Source organism: Streptomyces sp. WAC04114, from assembly GCF_019733245.1.
Lineage (GTDB): Bacteria > Actinomycetota > Actinomycetes > Streptomycetales > Streptomycetaceae > Streptomyces > Streptomyces massasporeus_A.
In genome coordinates this window covers 1-15,180 of record NZ_JAIGQA010000188.1, presented here as the reverse complement: position 1 = coordinate 15,180, position 15,180 = coordinate 1, and the positions used below count along the sequence as shown (strand labels likewise).

Sequence of the window (15,180 nt, the reverse complement as noted above, 5' to 3'; positions counted from 1 at the left end):
GGTCGGGATGCTGGGGTTCACGCTGCTGGGGCTGGGATTGTGCGTGCTGGTGCCGCAGACGTTCGCGGCGGCCGGGAGGCTGTTCCCGGGGGCGTCGGACGCGGCCGTGGCACGGCTCAATGTCTTCAACTATGTGGGGTTCTTGATCGGTTCGCCGTTGGTCGGGGCGCTCGGGGATCTGTGGAGCTACCGCGGGGCGATGCTGGTGCCGATGGTGTTGGTGCTGGTGACGCTGGTGTACGCCCGGTCGTTCGCGGCTCAACCGGACCGATACGGTGGCGGGCATGAGCGGCCGCGCACAGCTGATGTGGGACGAGGCAGTAACGGGCTATGACTTCGGTCCCGGGCACCCGATGGACCCGGTCCGGCTCGCCCTGACCCGGAGACTGGTCGACGCCTTCGGGCTCGACCGTGAGGTGGAGGTCGTCGCCGCGAAGACGGCCGGGGAGTCGACGCTGCGGCTCGTCCACCGCCAGGACTACATCGAGGCGGTGAAGGCCGCGTCGGCGGATCCGGGAGCGGCGGACCAGTCGTACGGGCTGGGGACCATGGACGACCCGGCGTTCGCCGGGATGCACGAGGTGTCGTCGCTGATCGCCGGGCAGTCGGTGGGTGCGGCGGAGGCCGTATGGCGGGGTGAGGCGCTGCACGCGGTGAACTTCGCGGGCGGGCTGCACCACGCGATGCCGGGTGGTGCGTCCGGGTTCTGCATCTACAACGACGCCTCGCTGGCGATCGCGCGGCTGCTGGAGCTCGGGGCGGAGCGGGTCGCGTACATCGACGTCGACGTGCATCACGGGGACGGGGTCCAGGCGGCGTTCTGGGAGGACCCGCGGGTGCTGACGATCTCGCTGCACGAGCATCCCCAGACGCTGTTCCCGCAGACCGGGTGGCCGGGGGAGACCGGGGCGGACTCCGCGGAGGGCTCGGCGGTGAACGTGGCGCTGCCGGCCGGGACGGGGGACGCGGGGTGGCTGCGAGCGTTCCACGCGGTCGTGCCGGAGCTGATCGCCGACTTCCGGCCGCAGGTGCTCGTGACGCAGCACGGGGCCGACACGCACTTCGAGGATCCGCTGGCGCACCTTGCGGTGTCGCTGGACGCGCAGCGGGCGGTGCAGGTGGCCTGTCACGACCTGGCGCACGAGTACGCCGACGGGCGGTGGGTGGCCCTGGGCGGGGGCGGTTACGCGGTGGTCGACGTGGTGCCGCGCTCGTGGACGCACCTGGTCGCGATCGCGGCCGGGCGGGCCGTGGAGCCCGAGGCGATGATCCCCGAGGGCTGGCGTCAGGAAGTGTTCGCGAAGACGCGGCAGTTGGCCCCGGCGCGGATGACGGACGGTCGCTGGCCCGTGGCCTGGTCGGGCTGGGACGCGGGCTACGACCCGGCGGACCGGCTGGACCAGGCGGTACTGGCGACCCGGCGGTCGGTGTTCCCGCTGCGGGGGCTGCTGGCGTGAGGGGGTGCCGCCGGGCGTAGGCCGACCGTGCGGTGTTCGCGAGTTCTCGGGACAGGGGGAGTTCCGGTCACGCACGATCTTCTTGTGCTGACCACCGAAGCCCTGCGCGCGCATCTGGTGGGCGCTCGGCTCGCCGGGACGGTGGCGACCACGCGGGAGAAGAGCCTGCGCAGTTACCGGCTCTTCGCTGCCCGGGACCCCCGGGTGCTGCTCGGTATCGATCCCGAAGGCGCCTGGGGGCAGCGGGAGTTGATCGATCTGATGGCGGACCGGTGTGGTGTTTCGGCCGATTCCCGGCTGGTTTCCGGCCAGGATGTGATCGATCCGGAGCGGACCCTGGCGGCGCTGGACGCCTTCGCGGAACGCCTCGCCGAGGCCGCCGGGCGGGGTGCTCCGGTGCTTCTCGGGACCGGCCACCCGCATCGGCTGCTCGATTTCTACGGCGCTCTGGCAGACGCGCTGTCGGCGGCTGGATGTGCTGTTCTCACCCCGGCGCAGGGTCGCCGTGTCGACATAACGACCCGGTTCGGCCTACGTACGTACAACCTCGACTACGTACGAGGAGTCGCGCTGGTGCGGACCCCGGGTGGGGAACGCCCCGGTTGTGAGCCCGGCGCACATACGCACTCACCTCTCCCGGTTCGTACCGTACTGGCCGCTTGTGCGGAGGCCGGCGGGCCCCTTCCCGAGCTGGTGATCGGGGACCACGGGTGGGTCTGCGGGGCAGGTCAGCTGGGGTTCGAGGCCATCGGGCCGGCCGATACGGACGACCCGGCGCTGTTCGTGGGGGAGGCCGAGGGGTCCGTGGCCGTGGCCGTTCCACTTGATGACGGCGTGCGGTCCGATTACTACCTGCCGCTTACCCGCTACGTACTCAATCGGGCGTGTCTGTCACAGTAGGCCGCCGATGGGTGCACCTCTTCCCCACTCGCATCACTGGCACCTACATTGGGGAGTGAGCACGCAGCGACGAAGAGTCACCGGAAGGGGAAGCCGGTGGCCGTCGAGTGCGGAAGGTTCAGGTGTGTCATGGCTGCAGCTGGCGAGAGGCCTCTGAACGAGGTTCAGTTCCTTACCGTGGCGGAAGTCGCCTCGGTGATGCGAGTGTCGAAGATGACCGTGTACCGGCTGGTGCACAGCGGTCATCTGCCCGCGATCCGTGTGGGGCGGTCCTTCCGCGTCCCGGAGCAAGCGGTTCACGAGTACCTCCGCGAGAGTTACGTGGGGGTGGAAACCGCCTGACGGCAGGGCCGGGGCGATCCCCACAGGGCACTCGGGATCCCCCGGCCTCCTCGATTACGACCTCAGCGCTCGGACGGGTAGGCTGGCCCCTCGTAGGTCGTATGGGCCCATGGCGCCCAAACACCGAGTGATGAGAAGTGAGCGAGGGTAGTCGTGGGCTCTGTTATCAAGAAGCGGCGCAAGCGGATGGCGAAGAAGAAGCACCGCAAGCTGCTCAAGCGCACGCGCGTTCAGCGTCGCAACAAGAAGTAAGTTCGCGACGCGCGAGCCGCGAAAGCGTTGCGTGTGGCCCCCCACCCACCGGTGGGGGGCCACACGCATATCCGGACCCGCGGCCGCGGTCCCGTGCTCCTGCGTCCGGCTGCTTCGGTCACTTCGCGCATCGGGCGGTCATCACAGCGCAACGACAACCCGCTAAGTTGGCCCCACGGGGGAACGCGGCGGGGGGTAAGACGTTCTGGAAGGAAGGCGCTGATCTTGGGCAAGGTCGTGCTCGTGACCGGAGTGGCCCGCCAGCTGGGAGGCCGGTTCGTCAGGCGGATCCAGCGGGACCCCGAGGTGGACCGGGTCGTCGCCGTGGACGCGGTGCCGCCCGAGCACCACCTGGGCGGTGCGGACTTCATCCAGGCCGACATCCGGCAGCCGGGGATCGCGCGGGTGCTCGCCGAGACGGGCGCCGACACGATCGTGCACCTGGACGTGACGGGCACGCCGCTGGGCAGCGGCAACCGGGCCTCCCTGAAGGAGACCAACGTCATCGGCACCATGCAGCTGCTCGGTGCCTGCCAGAAGTCCCCGACCGTGCAACGGCTGGTCGTGAAGTCCAGCACGAACGTCTACGGCTCCGCGCCCCGCGACCCGGCCGTGTTCACCGAGACGACCCCGCCCAAGTCGCTGCCCAGCGGCGGCTTCGCCAAGGACACCGTCGAGGTCGAGGCCTATGTCCGCGGCTTCGCGCGCCGTCGGCCCGATGTGGCCGTGTGTGTGCTGCGGTTCGCCAACATCCTGGGCCCGACCGCGGACACCCCGCTCGCCTCGTACTTCGCGCTGCCGGTCCTGCCGACCGTCTTCGGTTACGACCCGCGGCTGCAGTTCGTGCACGAGGACGACGTGATCGAGGTGCTGCGGATCGGCTCGCACGAACCCCGGCGCGGCACGCTCAACAGCGGCACCTTCAACATCGCCGGCGACGGTGTGCTGCTGCTCTCCCAGTGCTCCCGGCGCCTCGGACGCCCCACCGTGCCCCTGCTGCTGCCGGCCGTCACGTGGGCGGGCTCGCTGGTGCGTACGCTGGGCATGACGGACTTCTCGCCCGAGCAGATCCGGCTGCTCACCCACGGCCGGGTGGTGGCCACGGGCCAGATGCGCGAGACGCTGGGATTCCAGCCCAAGTACACGACCGCGGAGACGTTCGCGGAGTTCGCCCGAAGCCAGGGCCCCGGACTTCTTCCGCCGGAGGCCCTTGCGGGGGCCGTCGACAGGATCGCCGACTCGCCCCTCGCGGGCGGCGGACACTCCCCGACGCAGAGCGCCAACTGAGGAGCGCATCAACGATGGCGGACGCCAAGGTCATTCCGTTCGACGACGACCGGTCCCGCGGGAGCGCCGTACAGCGCCCGCAGCGGCGCCGGGGCGCCGGGAACCGCCGCTCGGGCGCGGAGTCCGTGCCGGTACGCGAGGTGCAGCCCCTGCCCACCAGGGCTGCTCCGCAGGATGATGTTCCTGTGACTTCCGATGAACAGCCGCCGGAGCCTTCCCGGGACGGCGCGGGCGGGCTGGAACGGCGGATCGCGGGTGGCCTGGCCTTCCTGCGCCGCCGCCTCACCGGGGACTACGAGGTCGACGACTTCGGCTACGACGAGGAGCTCACCGACCAGGTCCTGATGTCCCTGCTGCGCCCGCTGTACGACACGTACTTCCGGGTCGAGGTGAAGGGCATCGAGAACATCCCGTCCGAGGGCGGCGCCCTGATCGTCGCCAACCACTCCGGCACACTGCCGATTGACGGCCTGATGATGCAGGTCGCCGTGCACGACAACCACCCGGCGGGCCGGCATCTGCGGCTCCTCGCCGCGGACCTGGTGTTCATGCTGCCGGTGGTCAACGAGCTGGCGCGCAAGCTGGGGCACACTCTTGCGTGCGCCGAGGACGCGTCCCGGCTGCTGGAACAGGGCGAGCTGGTCGGGGTGATGCCGGAGGGCTTCAAGGGCCTCGGCAAGCCGTTCGCGGACCGCTACAAGCTCCAGCGCTTCGGCCGCGGTGGTTTCGTCTCGACGGCGCTGCGCGCGGGGACGCCGATCGTGCCCTGCTCGATCGTCGGGGCGGAGGAGATCTACCCGATGATCGGCAACGCCAAGACGGTCGCGCGGCTGCTGGGCTTCCCGTACTTCCCGATCACGCCCACGTTCCCGTGGCTCGGGCCGCTCGGGGCGATCCCGCTGCCGACCAAGTGGACGATCCAGTTCGGCGAGCCGATCCCCACGGACGCCTATCCGCCGGAGGCGGCCGAGGACCCGATGCTGATGTTCAACCTGACCGACCAGGTCAGGGAGCAGATCCAGCACACGCTGTACAAGTTGCTGGTGCAGCGGCGGTCGGTGTTCTTCTGACGGCGACGTTCGCAACAGCCGACCGGTCGCTCGGAGCCGCCGGACGGAGTCCGGCGCAGCTGTCCGAAGCCCGCGGAGCGGTGCGAGGGCAGCAGACAGGAGAGGCCAAGTTGCTGGTGCAGCGGCGGTCGGTGTTCTTCTGATCGTGCGGCGGTGGTCGGTTCTTCTGAGGCTGCCCGCGTAGGCGGTCAGGCGTACGACGTTGGGGTGCCCCTTGCTCAAGGGGCACCCCAACGTCGCCGTCTAGTCCGCGTCCTCGCTTTCGATGCCCAGGCCGGGCAGCAGACCGGGCAGGAGCGGTGGGAGCGTCACATCCGGCTCGGGGACGGGTGTGCTGCCCTCCGCCGACGGAGAGGTGCTCGCCTCGCCGTCCTGGTCCTTCGGCGGGTCGAGGAGGCCGCCGGTGTTGCCGCCGAGCAGGCCGTCATCGTCGCTGCCGGAGCCGGCCGAGCGGCTGGGGCTGCCGCTGCCGGTGCGGCCCTCGTCGCTGTGCCTGCCGCCGCTGTCGCTGGGGCGGGCCGAGCGGTCGGTGCCGGAGGAGCCGCCGGGGGCCGACTCGGAGGCGCCGGGCCGCTTGCCGTCGCCGCCGCTCTTGGCCGGGGGCTCGGGCAGCAGGGACTCCAGCGGGGCGACGTCCTCGTCTATGGCGTCGAACACGGACGACACCTGCTCGCTGACGTCCCCGAGCTGGACGGGCAGTCGCTCGCGCAGTTCGCCCCAGGCCTGGCGGTGGGAGCGGGAGAACGCGGAAAGGGCCTGGATGGGGCCCAGCGAGTCCGGGTCGCGCTCGTACGCCTCGCTCAGCAGCCGGTGGCCCTCCGACGCGTCGTGCCGCATGCCGGACAGGGCACGGCGGATCTCGCCGAGGGACTCGTGGTCCAGGGGGCCGCTGCGGCCGCGCTCCATCAGGCGGCGTGCCTCGCCGAGCCGCGTGGATGCGTGGTCGAGGTAGACCCGGCCGCGCTCGTCCGACCCGTCGGCGAGGCCGAGCGTGACGTCCTCGATGCCGCGCTTGAGGCCGTAGAGCGAGTCGCCGGGCAGGGCGTCCGAGCTGGCGGCGGAGACTCCGCCGAAGGCGCTCGCCGCCACCCCTACGCTGAGTCCGCCCGCGGTGAGGCCCTTGGCGAGCCGGGAACGCGGCCGGAACTTCTTCAGCGAACTCGCGCGGTGCGCGCCGCGAGCCCGGGATCGCTGCTCGGGGACCGCGCTGTCCGTCGCCCCGCCGCCCGCGGTGCCCTCCTGGAGCATGGCCTCGAAAGCGGCCACCAGCTGGGCCCGCTGGACGACCTTGACCTCCGGGTCGAGCTCCGGCTTGGGCAGCGCGCCGAGTCCCGAGGCGAGCGCCAGATGGCGGTCCTGCTCGCTCGGTTCCGCGGCCGCCGGGGCCGGTGCCGATCCTTCGGGCTGCTCGGCCGCCGTGCCCTGCTCGAGCTGCTCCTCCAGGGCCTGGGCGAAGGCGTTCGCCCGCCGGTGCGCCGATACGTTCGCGATCACTGGCGGCACCTCCTCTCGTCATGACGGTCGACTCCCCAGGGGGTCCTGAGGGTTGCACACCCTGACCACGACCACACGATCGAGTGATCGGAGCCGGCCAGGGGGTGACCACAGGGAGCCTGCATCCCGCACAACGAGCGGCGCGGCACTTGGGTTACGGACACCGGCTCATCGGATGCCGAAGTCAACGAACCGTGACGGAACGTGAGTTGAATGTCGCCGAGCGTGCGGGTCGGTCAGCGGGCGTCTTCCGGGAGGAGCCGGGCGAGGGTGCGGACGGCCCGGTACTGGAGGGTCTTGATGGCGCCCTCGTTCTTGCCCATCACCCGGGCGGTCTCGGCGACGGAGAGGCCCTGGAGGAAGCGGAGCGTCACGCACTCCTGCTGCTGCGGGTTGAGCCGCCGTACGGCGTCGAGCAGGGCGGCGTTGGAGAGGGACTCCAGGACGGAGTCCTCGGGGGAGCGCTCGACCTCGTTGGCGTCGAGCATCTCGCCGGTGGTCACCTCGAGGCGGAAGCGGCTGGACTTGAAGTGGTCCGCGACGAGGTTGCGGGCGATGGTCACGAGCCAGGCGCCGAAGTCACGGCCCTGCCAGGTGAACGTGCCGATGCGGCGCAGGGCGCGCAGAAAGGTCTCGCTGGTGAGGTCCTCGGCGGTCGCCTTTCCTCCGACCCGGTAGTAGATGTACCGGTACACGGTGTCGCTGTACTGGTCGTAGAGGCGGCCGAAGGCGTCGGACTCGCCGGCCTGGGCGCGCTCCACGAGGTCCATCATCCGGGCGCTGTCGCTGTCCGCCGCCGGGCGGCGGGCGGTGGCCGCCCCGGACGGGCGGCCTCGTCTGCCGACCGCGGCGCTGCCGTCGGCCAGTGCGTAGCACGGGCCGACGGGCGCGGCGGTGGCGAATGCGGGGACGGCGTACGCGGTGGGGACGAAGCCGCGCAGCAGGTCTTGGACCGTTGCGCGCAGCGTAGCCAGGCCCGAGGCGTCAACCCCGACGTGTGGGTACACGGGACTCCCAGAGGCAGAGCTTCCATCACGTGCAGTGCGGGACCTTTCACCCGTCGTAGCGACGGAGGGGTACCGGTTTGCGTCTGAGGAGAATAACGCTTCGTGTAGGCCCTGCTACACCGAGTTGCTCAAATCATCGATTACGTCGCTTCCGTAACCGGTTGACGCCGAATCAAGTGCCGGAGGATGAGCGGTTGTTGATCGAAAAGGTTCGTATCGCGGCTGAGTCCGGGGCGTGTTGTGGCCGTGTGCAGCCAAGAGGACTGGATACGAGGTTGTGGGGGTACGCCAGTTGGATTTACGGCGATTGTCAGGCCGTAAACGATGGTGTCCCGGTTTGATCGGTTGGTCAGCGGCGCCGGCGGTGCAGGGCGATGGCGGCCGCGGTGCCGCCGGCGACCGCGCCGACGCCCGCCGCGGCCGGGATGCCGACCTTGGCGGCCTTGCGGCCCGTGCGGTAGTCGCGCAGCCGCCAGTCCAGCCGGCGGGCGTGCTTGCGCAGCTTGCTGTCCGGGTTGATGGCGTAGGGGTGGCCGACCAGCGAGAGCATCGGGATGTCGTTGTGCGAGTCGCTGTAGGCGGCGCAGCGGCCGAGGTCCAGGCCCTCGGCGGCTGCCAGGGCGCGGACGGCCTCGGCCTTCGCGGGGCCGTGCAGCGGTTCGCCGACGAGTTTGCCGGTGTAGACGCCGTCGACGGACTCGGCGACCGTGCCCAGGGCGCCGGTCAGGCCGAGGCGGCGGGCGATGACCGTGGCGATCTCGACGGGGGCGGCCGTCACCAGCCACACCTTCTGGCCGGCGTCCAGGTGGGCCTGGGCGAGGGCGCGGGTGCCGGGCCAGATGCGCTCGGCCATGTACTCGTCGTAGATCTCCTCGCCGATCGACTGCAGTTCGGCGACGCGGTGGCCCTGGACGATCGAGAGGGCCGAGTCGCGGGCCTCCTGCATGTGTTCGGGGTCCTCGATCCCGGCGAGGCGGAACCACGCCTGCTGCCAGGCGAACTTCGCGAGGTCGCGCGTCTCGAAGAACTTCCGTTTGTACAGGCCGCGTCCGAAGTGGAAGATCGCCGCGCCCTGCATGACCGTGTTGTCCAGGTCGAAGAACGCGGCGGCCCGGTCGTCGCCGTGCACCGGGAACTGTGGTTCCCCGGTCGTGCCGGCGACTTCCTGGGTGGACTTGCGGGCTGCCTCGGCCGAGGCCTCGCCTGCCAAAACGCTCCGCGCCGTGGCGGAGCGCCTACGGGGAGTGAGCCATCCTAGAGCGGCCATGGCGTGAGCATAGCCAGTTTGTTCGGGGGTTCCGGAGCCGGAACGTTCGGAGCCTGTGAACTCTCGGCAAGCGTGTCGTTAAAGATGCTGCGCGGGACGGGCGCGGTCGGCGTGTCCCCTGGCGCTTTCACGAGGGTTCCGCCCGGGCGCGGCCGCGCGACAATGGCCGACATGAGTCCCCTTTTCCGTCGCAGGCCCCCTCGGGACCGGCTCGTCACCCTGATCCGCAAGCCCGGCTGCCATCTGTGTGATGACGCACAGGTCGTTGTGGAGAAGGTGTGCGGTGATCTCGGAGTCCCCTGGGAGCAGAAGGACATCACCGAGGATCGGGAACTGCACGACCAGTACTGGGAGCAGATCCCGGTCGTGCTGGTGGACGGCAGGCAGCACACGTTCTGGCGCGTGAACGAGGACCGCCTGCGCAAGGCGCTGACCGACTGATCCCGTCCGCGGTGAGCGACTGACCGATCAGTCCAAAGTGGCCGTCGAGTCGCTTAGGATCGATGGTGACTTGGTCTCGGGGGCGGGATTCACTGAGGAGAGTGTGCGGTTTTGCCCCCGAAAGACAAGGAACGGTGGTGCGTATGCGCCGGTTCCCTGCGCGTGCGCCGGGGGCGCGTGACCCCGGTCACGTTGGCCGGGCAAATCGGACACCATCTTTGTGCACGCGTTCACAAAGACATAGCCTGCATTCGACGGGGCGGTCATGTAGGGACGTATGACCGCCTACAGCCCCGCTCTACCCGCAGGAGCATCGTGGCAACTGGCCGAACTCACCGACCGGCGACCCGCAGCCGAGGGATTCCCGAGGCCACCGTCGCCCGGCTTCCGCTGTACCTCCGCGCTCTGACCGCGCTGTCGGAGCGCTCGGTCCCCACGGTCTCCTCCGAGGAGCTCGCGGCCGCGGCCGGGGTCAACTCCGCGAAGCTGCGCAAGGACTTCTCCTACCTCGGCTCCTACGGGACCAGGGGTGTCGGCTACGACGTCGAGTATCTCGTGTACCAGATCTCCCGCGAACTGGGGCTCACCCAGGACTGGCCGGTTGTGATCGTCGGTATCGGTAACCTCGGCGCCGCCCTCGCCAACTACGGCGGGTTCGCCTCCCGCGGATTCCGGGTCGCCGCGCTGATCGACGCCGACCCCGCGATGGCCGGCAAGCCCGTCGCCGGGATCCCGGTGCAGCACTCCGACGACCTGGAGAAGATCATCCAGGGCAACGGCGTGTCGATCGGTGTCATCGCCACCCCCGCCGGTGCCGCCCAGGCGGTCTGCGACCGGCTCGTGGCCGCCGGTGTCACCTCCATCCTGAACTTCGCGCCGACCGTGCTGTCCGTCCCCGAGGGCGTCGACGTGCGCAAGGTCGACCTCTCCATCGAGCTGCAGATCCTCGCCTTCCACGAGCAGCGCAAGGCCGGGGAGGAGGCCGCCGCCTCCGACGGTGGCGTCCCTACCGCCGCCGCCCGCAGCGACTCCACCGACCAGGGGCCCGACGGGGACATGCCCGCCGTGATGCCGGCATGAGCCTCCTCGTCGTCGGACTCAGCCACCGCAGCGCCCCGGTCAGCGTGCTGGAGCGGGCCGCGCTGAACGCGGACGCGCAGGTCAAGCTGCTCCAGGACACGGTCGCCGCCGAACCGGCCACCGAGGCCGCGGTGCTGGCCACCTGCAACCGCATCGAGCTCTACGCCGACGTGGACAAGTTCCACGCCGGTGTCGCCGAGCTGTCCACGCTGCTCGCCCAGCACAGCGGCGTCGGCCTGGAGGAGCTCACCCCTTATCTCTACGTGCACTACGAGGACCGGGCCGTCCACCACCTGTTCTCGGTGGCCTGCGGGCTGGACTCGATGGTCGTCGGCGAGGGGCAGATCCTCGGCCAGATCAAGGACTCCCTGGCCCGGGCGCAGGACCTGCAGTCCGCCGGCCGGCTCCTGAACGACCTGTTCCAGCAGGCCCTGCGGGTCGGCAAGCGCGCCCACTCCGAGACCGGCATCGACCGCGCCGGCCAGTCCCTGGTCACCTTCGGCCTGGAGCAGCTGGCCCGGGGCGGGGACGTACAGCAGTGGGCGCGGGGCAAGAAGGCCCTGGTCATCGGTGCCGGGTCGATGTCCTCCCTGGCCGCCGCCACGCTCGCGCGGGCCGGGGTCGCTGAGATCGTCGTCGCCAACCGCACCGTCGACCGCGCCGAGCGCCTCGCCCAGATCCTGATGGACGGCGACGACACGGACGTGGCGGCCCGCGCGGTACCGATGGAGTCGGTGCCGGCCGAGCTGACACGTGCCGACGTCACCGTCTCCTGCACGGGTGCGACGGGCCTGGTCCTGACGGCCGAGTCGGTCGCCGAGTCGGTCGAGGGCCGTACGCCCGCGCCGGCCGCCGGGCCCGGCGAGGACGGACCGGGGGCGCCGGGCGGCGAGTCCGGCCCCGCGACCGGTTCCGGGGAGCGGCGCGGCGGTGCGTCGGGCACCAGCCTCGGCAGCGAGGACGGCTGCCCGCTCGACCTCTCCGCGGTGCAGGGCACCGCCGGGTTCTCCGTGCTGGGCGAGGCCGCCGTGGCCGGGATGGCCGCCGCCGACCTCGAACAGCACGCGGCGTGGGTGGACAACGGCTCGGTGGGCGGCGACCGGCGCGCCGGGGGCGGTACGGCCCGGGCGGGACAGACCGGCACGCTCGACCCGGCCGCGGACACCGACGCCATCGCCGCGCTCGCCGCGACCGTCGCCACCGTCGGCCGGATCCCCGAACGGCGCCGGCCCGAGCCGGTCGAGGAGCCGCAGCGGCCCGAGCCCGTGCTCTTCCTGCTCGACCTGGCGATGCCGCGCGACATCGACGCCGCCGTGCACCGGCTGGCCGGGGTGCGGCTGGTGGACATCGAGTCGCTGGCGGAGGCCTCCGCGGGCGCTCCGATGGCTGCCGATGTGGACCAGGTACGGCGTATCGTCTCCGACGAGGTCGCGGCCTTCGGGGCAGCACTGCGGGCCGCGCACATCACGCCGACCGTGGTCGCCCTGCGCACCATGGCCGCCGATGTCGTGGCCGGCGAGATCGCCCGGCTGGACGGCCGGCTGCCCGGTCTCGACGACAAACACCGAGCGGAGATCACCCAGACCGTGCGGCGCGTGGTCGACAAACTGCTCCACGCGCCGACCGTGCGGGTCAAGCAACTCGCGGCCGAACCCGGCGGCGCCGGGTACGCGGACGCCCTGCGGACCCTGTTCGACCTCGACCCCGAGACGGTGGCCGCCGTCTCCCGGGCCGAGGACAGCACCACCGAGAAAGACCGAGGGCCGGCATGACTGATACGCGTGAGCCGCTGAGGCTCGGTACCAGGCGCAGCAGGCTCGCCATGGCCCAGTCCGGGCAGGTGGCGGAGGCCGTGAGCCGGGTGACCGGGCGGCCCGTCGAGCTCGTCGAGATCACCACGTACGGCGATGTCTCGCGTGAGGCGCTCGCCCAGATCGGCGGCACCGGCGTGTTCGTGACCGCCCTGCGCGACGCGCTCCTCAAGGGCGAGGTCGACTTCGCGGTGCACTCGCTGAAGGACCTGCCGACCACGCAGCCCGACGACCTGGTCGTCGCCGCCGTGCCGGTACGCGAGGACCCGCGGGACGTGATCGTCGCCCGGGACGCGCTGAAGTTCACCGACCTGCCCTCCGGGGCCCGCATCGGTACGGGTTCGCCGCGCCGCATGGCGCAGCTCAACTCGTACGCCCGCAGCCACGGCCTGGACATATCGACGGTCCCGATCCGCGGCAACGTCGACACCCGCATCGGGTTCGTGCGCAGCGGAGAGCTCGACGCCGTCGTGCTGGCCGCCGCCGGACTGAACCGGATCGGCCGCGGTGACGAGGTGACCGACTTCCTGTCGGTCGACACGGTTTTGCCCGCCCCCGGCCAGGGGGCCCTGGCGATCGAGTGCACCGCGGGCAACGCGGACCTCGTCGCCGCGCTCGCCGAACTCGACGACCCGTTCACGCGGATCGCCGTGACGGCCGAGCGATCACTGCTCGCCGCCCTGGAAGCCGGTTGCAGTGCCCCTGTGGGCGCGCTGGCCGACCTCCTGGCCGACGGGCAGATTGTCAAGGAAATGCGCCTGCGCGCCGTGGTCGGGACCACCGACGGCACGCGCATGGTGCAGCTGTCCACCACCGGTCCCGTGCCCGAGACGCACGACGGGGCAATGGCGCTCGGTCGCGAACTCGCGGCCGAGATGCTCGCCCAGGGCGCGGCCGGTCTGATGGGGGAGCGAGCACAGTGAGCCCCACCACCCTTTCCGCCGGTCCTGAACACGGGCACGTCACCTTCCTGGGTGCCGGACCCGGAGATCCGGGACTACTGACTCTGCGCGCCGTGGAGGCGCTGGCGCACGCCGACGTCCTCGTCGCCGAGCACGAGGTGCTCGACGTCGTACGTCAGCACGCCAGGCAGGGCGTGTCCGAAGTGCACACGGACCCGGATCCTTCCCAGGATCCTGCTCCGGGCACAGGAGCGCCCCAGCTGACGGTAGTTGACGGCACGTCAACCACCGTCGCCGCCCCCGCGGTGCGGGATGCCGCACATCTTGTCATGGAGGCCGCACGGGGCGGCAGGCGGGTCGTGCGTGCGGTGTCCGGGGACCCGGGCCTCGACACGTACGCCGCCGAGGAGATGCTGGCGTGCGCCGCCGCCGGGGTGCCCTTCGAGGTCGTCCCGGGCATCGCGAGCGCCGTCGGCGTGCCCGCGTACGCCGGTGTGCCGCTGCGCGACGCGCAGGGCGCGGACGTGCGGTTCGTGGACGCGCGGACGGCGTCGGACCGGTGCTGGACGGAGGTCGGGGCGTCGGACGGCACGGTCGTCGTGTCCACGACGCTGGACTCCGTCGCCGCGGCGGCCGGCGAGCTCGTCTCCGCGGGCCGCAAGCCGGACACTCCGATGACGGTCACCGTCGCCGGCACGACCACCCGGCAGCGCACCTGGAGCGCCACGCTCGGCACGATCGCGCAGACGCTGAAGCAGCTCAAGGTGCTGCCCTCGCCCGACGGCGGCCGGCCGGTGATAGCCGTGGTCGGTGAGCGTTCCGCCGCCGCCCAGCGCGACCAGCTCGCGTGGTTCGAGTCCAAGCCGCTGTTCGGCTGGAAGGTGCTCGTGCCGCGGACCAAGGAGCAGGCGGCGTCGCTCTCCGACCAGCTGCGGTCGTACGGGGCCGTGCCGCACGAGGTGCCGACGATCGCCGTCGAGCCGCCGCGCACGCCCCAGCAGATGGAGCGCGCGGTCAAGGGGCTCGTCACGGGCCGCTACGAGTGGATCGCCTTCACCTCGGTCAACGCGGTCAAGGCCGTGCGGGAGAAGTTCGAGGAGTACGGGCTCGACGCGCGTGCCTTCGCGGGCATCAAGGTCGCGGCCGTCGGCGAGCAGACGGCGAAGGCGCTGATCGCGTTCGGCGTGAAGCCGGACCTGGTGCCGAGCGGTGAGCAGAGCGCCGCAGGCCTCCTGGAGGACTGGCCGCCCTACGACCCGGTGTTCGACCCGATCGACAGAGTGTTCCTGCCGCGTGCCGACATCGCCACGGAGACGCTGGTCGCCGGGCTGATCGAGCTCGGCTGGGAGGTCGACGACGTCACGGCCTACCGGACCGTGCGGGCCTCGCCGCCGCCGGCGGAGACCCGCGAGGCGATCAAGGGCGGTGGCTTCGACGCCGTTCTCTTCACCTCGTCGTCCACCGTGCGGAACCTGGTCGGCATCGCCGGCAAGCCGCACAACGTCACCGTGATCGCGTGCATCGGCCCGGCCACGGCGAAGACCGCCGAGGAGCACGGGCTCCGGGTGGACGTCATGGCTCCCGAGCCGTCCGTCCACAAGCTGGCGGAAGCCCTGGCCGACTTCGGCGCGAAGCGGAGAGCTGCCGCTGTGGAGGCGGGGGATCCCGTGACGCGGCCGAGTGAGCGGCGGCCGGGGGCGCGGCGGAGGCGGTCGACGACCTGACCCGACCGGCCGGTCCCGGCCGACCTGACCCGACGAGTGGGGCGAACCGCGATCAGCGTGTTCGCCCCACTCGGGCTTTCGTCAGTGCGCGGAGGCGTACGGCAGGAAGCTCACCCAGGTGGTGGGGGTGAGGGCGAGGCGGGGGC

15 protein-coding genes are annotated in these 15,180 nt (G+C 71.3%); 12 read left to right on the top strand and 3 right to left on the bottom strand.

The features are described 5' to 3' along the window. From K4G64_RS32835 to K4G64_RS32805, 7 genes are all read left to right on the top strand, one after another. On the top strand, positions 1–334 hold a 334-nt coding region (locus K4G64_RS32835; RefSeq protein ID WP_143589989.1), incomplete at its 5' end, for an MFS transporter. Next, positions 285–1,457, top strand: coding sequence for an acetoin utilization protein AcuC (locus K4G64_RS32830; protein WP_221759576.1), 1,173 nt, complete (start codon positions 285–287; stop codon positions 1,455–1,457). The genes K4G64_RS32835 and K4G64_RS32830, both read left to right, overlap by 50 nt. A gap of 84 nt (positions 1,458–1,541) precedes the next feature. Then, positions 1,542–2,357 (top strand): phosphatase, encoded by an 816-nt coding sequence (locus K4G64_RS32825; RefSeq protein ID WP_221759575.1) that lies wholly within the window; start codon positions 1,542–1,544, stop codon positions 2,355–2,357. A gap of 129 nt (positions 2,358–2,486) precedes the next feature. Further along, on the top strand, positions 2,487–2,699 hold the full coding sequence (locus K4G64_RS32820) for a helix-turn-helix domain-containing protein (protein ID WP_004984898.1): 213 nt from the start codon (positions 2,487–2,489) through the stop codon (positions 2,697–2,699). Positions 2,700–2,852: 153 nt separating this feature from the next. Next, a complete protein-coding gene (locus tag K4G64_RS32815; RefSeq protein ID WP_003948845.1) occupies positions 2,853–2,951 on the top strand; it encodes a 30S ribosomal protein bS22 in 99 nt (32 codons plus the stop codon). Between the two features lie 225 nt (positions 2,952–3,176). Further along, complete coding sequence (locus tag K4G64_RS32810) at positions 3,177–4,238, top strand: NAD-dependent epimerase/dehydratase family protein (protein ID WP_221759574.1); 1,062 nt, start codon at positions 3,177–3,179, stop codon at positions 4,236–4,238. Between the two features lie 14 nt (positions 4,239–4,252). Further along, complete coding sequence (locus tag K4G64_RS32805) at positions 4,253–5,308, top strand: lysophospholipid acyltransferase family protein (RefSeq protein WP_221759573.1); 1,056 nt, start codon at positions 4,253–4,255, stop codon at positions 5,306–5,308. A 243-nt stretch (positions 5,309–5,551) separates the two neighbouring features. Here K4G64_RS32805 and K4G64_RS32800 read toward each other — a convergent pair whose 3' ends face one another. The 3 genes from K4G64_RS32800 to K4G64_RS32790 all read right to left on the bottom strand — a co-directional run bounded on the left by K4G64_RS32800 (position 5,552) and on the right by K4G64_RS32790 (position 9,076). Further along, positions 5,552–6,802 carry a DUF5667 domain-containing protein gene (locus K4G64_RS32800; protein WP_221759572.1) on the bottom strand — a complete coding sequence of 417 codons (1,251 nt, stop codon included), beginning with the start codon at positions 6,800–6,802 and terminating at the stop codon, positions 5,552–5,554. 236 nt (positions 6,803–7,038) lie between these two features. Continuing rightward, the gene (locus K4G64_RS32795) at positions 7,039–7,809 is read right to left on the bottom strand and encodes an ECF subfamily RNA polymerase sigma factor, BldN family (protein WP_030840376.1); all 771 of its coding nucleotides are present in this window, start codon (positions 7,807–7,809) and stop codon (positions 7,039–7,041) included. Between the two features lie 349 nt (positions 7,810–8,158). Continuing rightward, a complete protein-coding gene (locus K4G64_RS32790) occupies positions 8,159–9,076 on the bottom strand; it encodes an HAD family phosphatase (protein ID WP_221759571.1) in 918 nt (305 codons plus the stop codon). 162 nt (positions 9,077–9,238) lie between these two features. On the opposite strand from K4G64_RS32790, the gene K4G64_RS32785 reads away from it, so the two are divergent. The 5 genes from K4G64_RS32785 (at position 9,239) to K4G64_RS32765 (ending at position 15,034) form a co-directional block, all read left to right on the top strand. Next, positions 9,239–9,517 carry a glutaredoxin family protein gene (locus K4G64_RS32785; RefSeq protein ID WP_086603661.1) on the top strand — a complete coding sequence of 93 codons (279 nt, stop codon included), beginning with the start codon at positions 9,239–9,241 and terminating at the stop codon, positions 9,515–9,517. 315 nt (positions 9,518–9,832) lie between these two features. Continuing rightward, positions 9,833–10,597, top strand: a complete 765-nt coding sequence (locus K4G64_RS32780; protein ID WP_221759570.1) for a redox-sensing transcriptional repressor Rex — start codon at positions 9,833–9,835, stop codon at positions 10,595–10,597. After that, positions 10,594–12,369, top strand: coding sequence for a glutamyl-tRNA reductase (locus K4G64_RS32775; RefSeq protein WP_221759569.1), 1,776 nt, complete (start codon positions 10,594–10,596; stop codon positions 12,367–12,369). Before K4G64_RS32780 ends, K4G64_RS32775 begins: the two co-directional genes overlap by 4 nt. Next, positions 12,366–13,331, top strand: coding sequence for a hydroxymethylbilane synthase (gene hemC, locus K4G64_RS32770; RefSeq protein ID WP_221759568.1), 966 nt, complete (start codon positions 12,366–12,368; stop codon positions 13,329–13,331). Before K4G64_RS32775 ends, hemC begins: the two co-directional genes overlap by 4 nt. Beyond that, positions 13,328–15,034 (top strand): bifunctional uroporphyrinogen-III C-methyltransferase/uroporphyrinogen-III synthase, encoded by a 1,707-nt coding sequence (locus tag K4G64_RS32765; RefSeq protein WP_221759567.1) that lies wholly within the window; start codon positions 13,328–13,330, stop codon positions 15,032–15,034. The genes hemC and K4G64_RS32765 overlap by 4 nt, the downstream gene beginning before the upstream one ends. The last annotated feature ends 146 nt before the right edge of the window (positions 15,035–15,180 follow it).

Coding starts and splice junctions, on each gene's coding strand:
- K4G64_RS32830 (WP_221759576.1), top strand. CDS start 285: ATGAGCGGCCGCGCACAGCTGATGTGGGACGAGGCAGTAACGGGCTAT.
- K4G64_RS32820 (WP_004984898.1), top strand. CDS start 2,487: ATGGCTGCAGCTGGCGAGAGGCCTCTGAACGAGGTTCAGTTCCTTACC.
- K4G64_RS32805 (WP_221759573.1), top strand. CDS start 4,253: ATGGCGGACGCCAAGGTCATTCCGTTCGACGACGACCGGTCCCGCGGG.
- K4G64_RS32790 (WP_221759571.1), bottom strand. CDS start 9,076: ATGGCCGCTCTAGGATGGCTCACTCCCCGTAGGCGCTCCGCCACGGCG.
- K4G64_RS32785 (WP_086603661.1), top strand. CDS start 9,239: ATGGCCGACATGAGTCCCCTTTTCCGTCGCAGGCCCCCTCGGGACCGG.
- K4G64_RS32775 (WP_221759569.1), top strand. CDS start 10,594: ATGAGCCTCCTCGTCGTCGGACTCAGCCACCGCAGCGCCCCGGTCAGC.
- hemC (WP_221759568.1), top strand. CDS start 12,366: ATGACTGATACGCGTGAGCCGCTGAGGCTCGGTACCAGGCGCAGCAGG.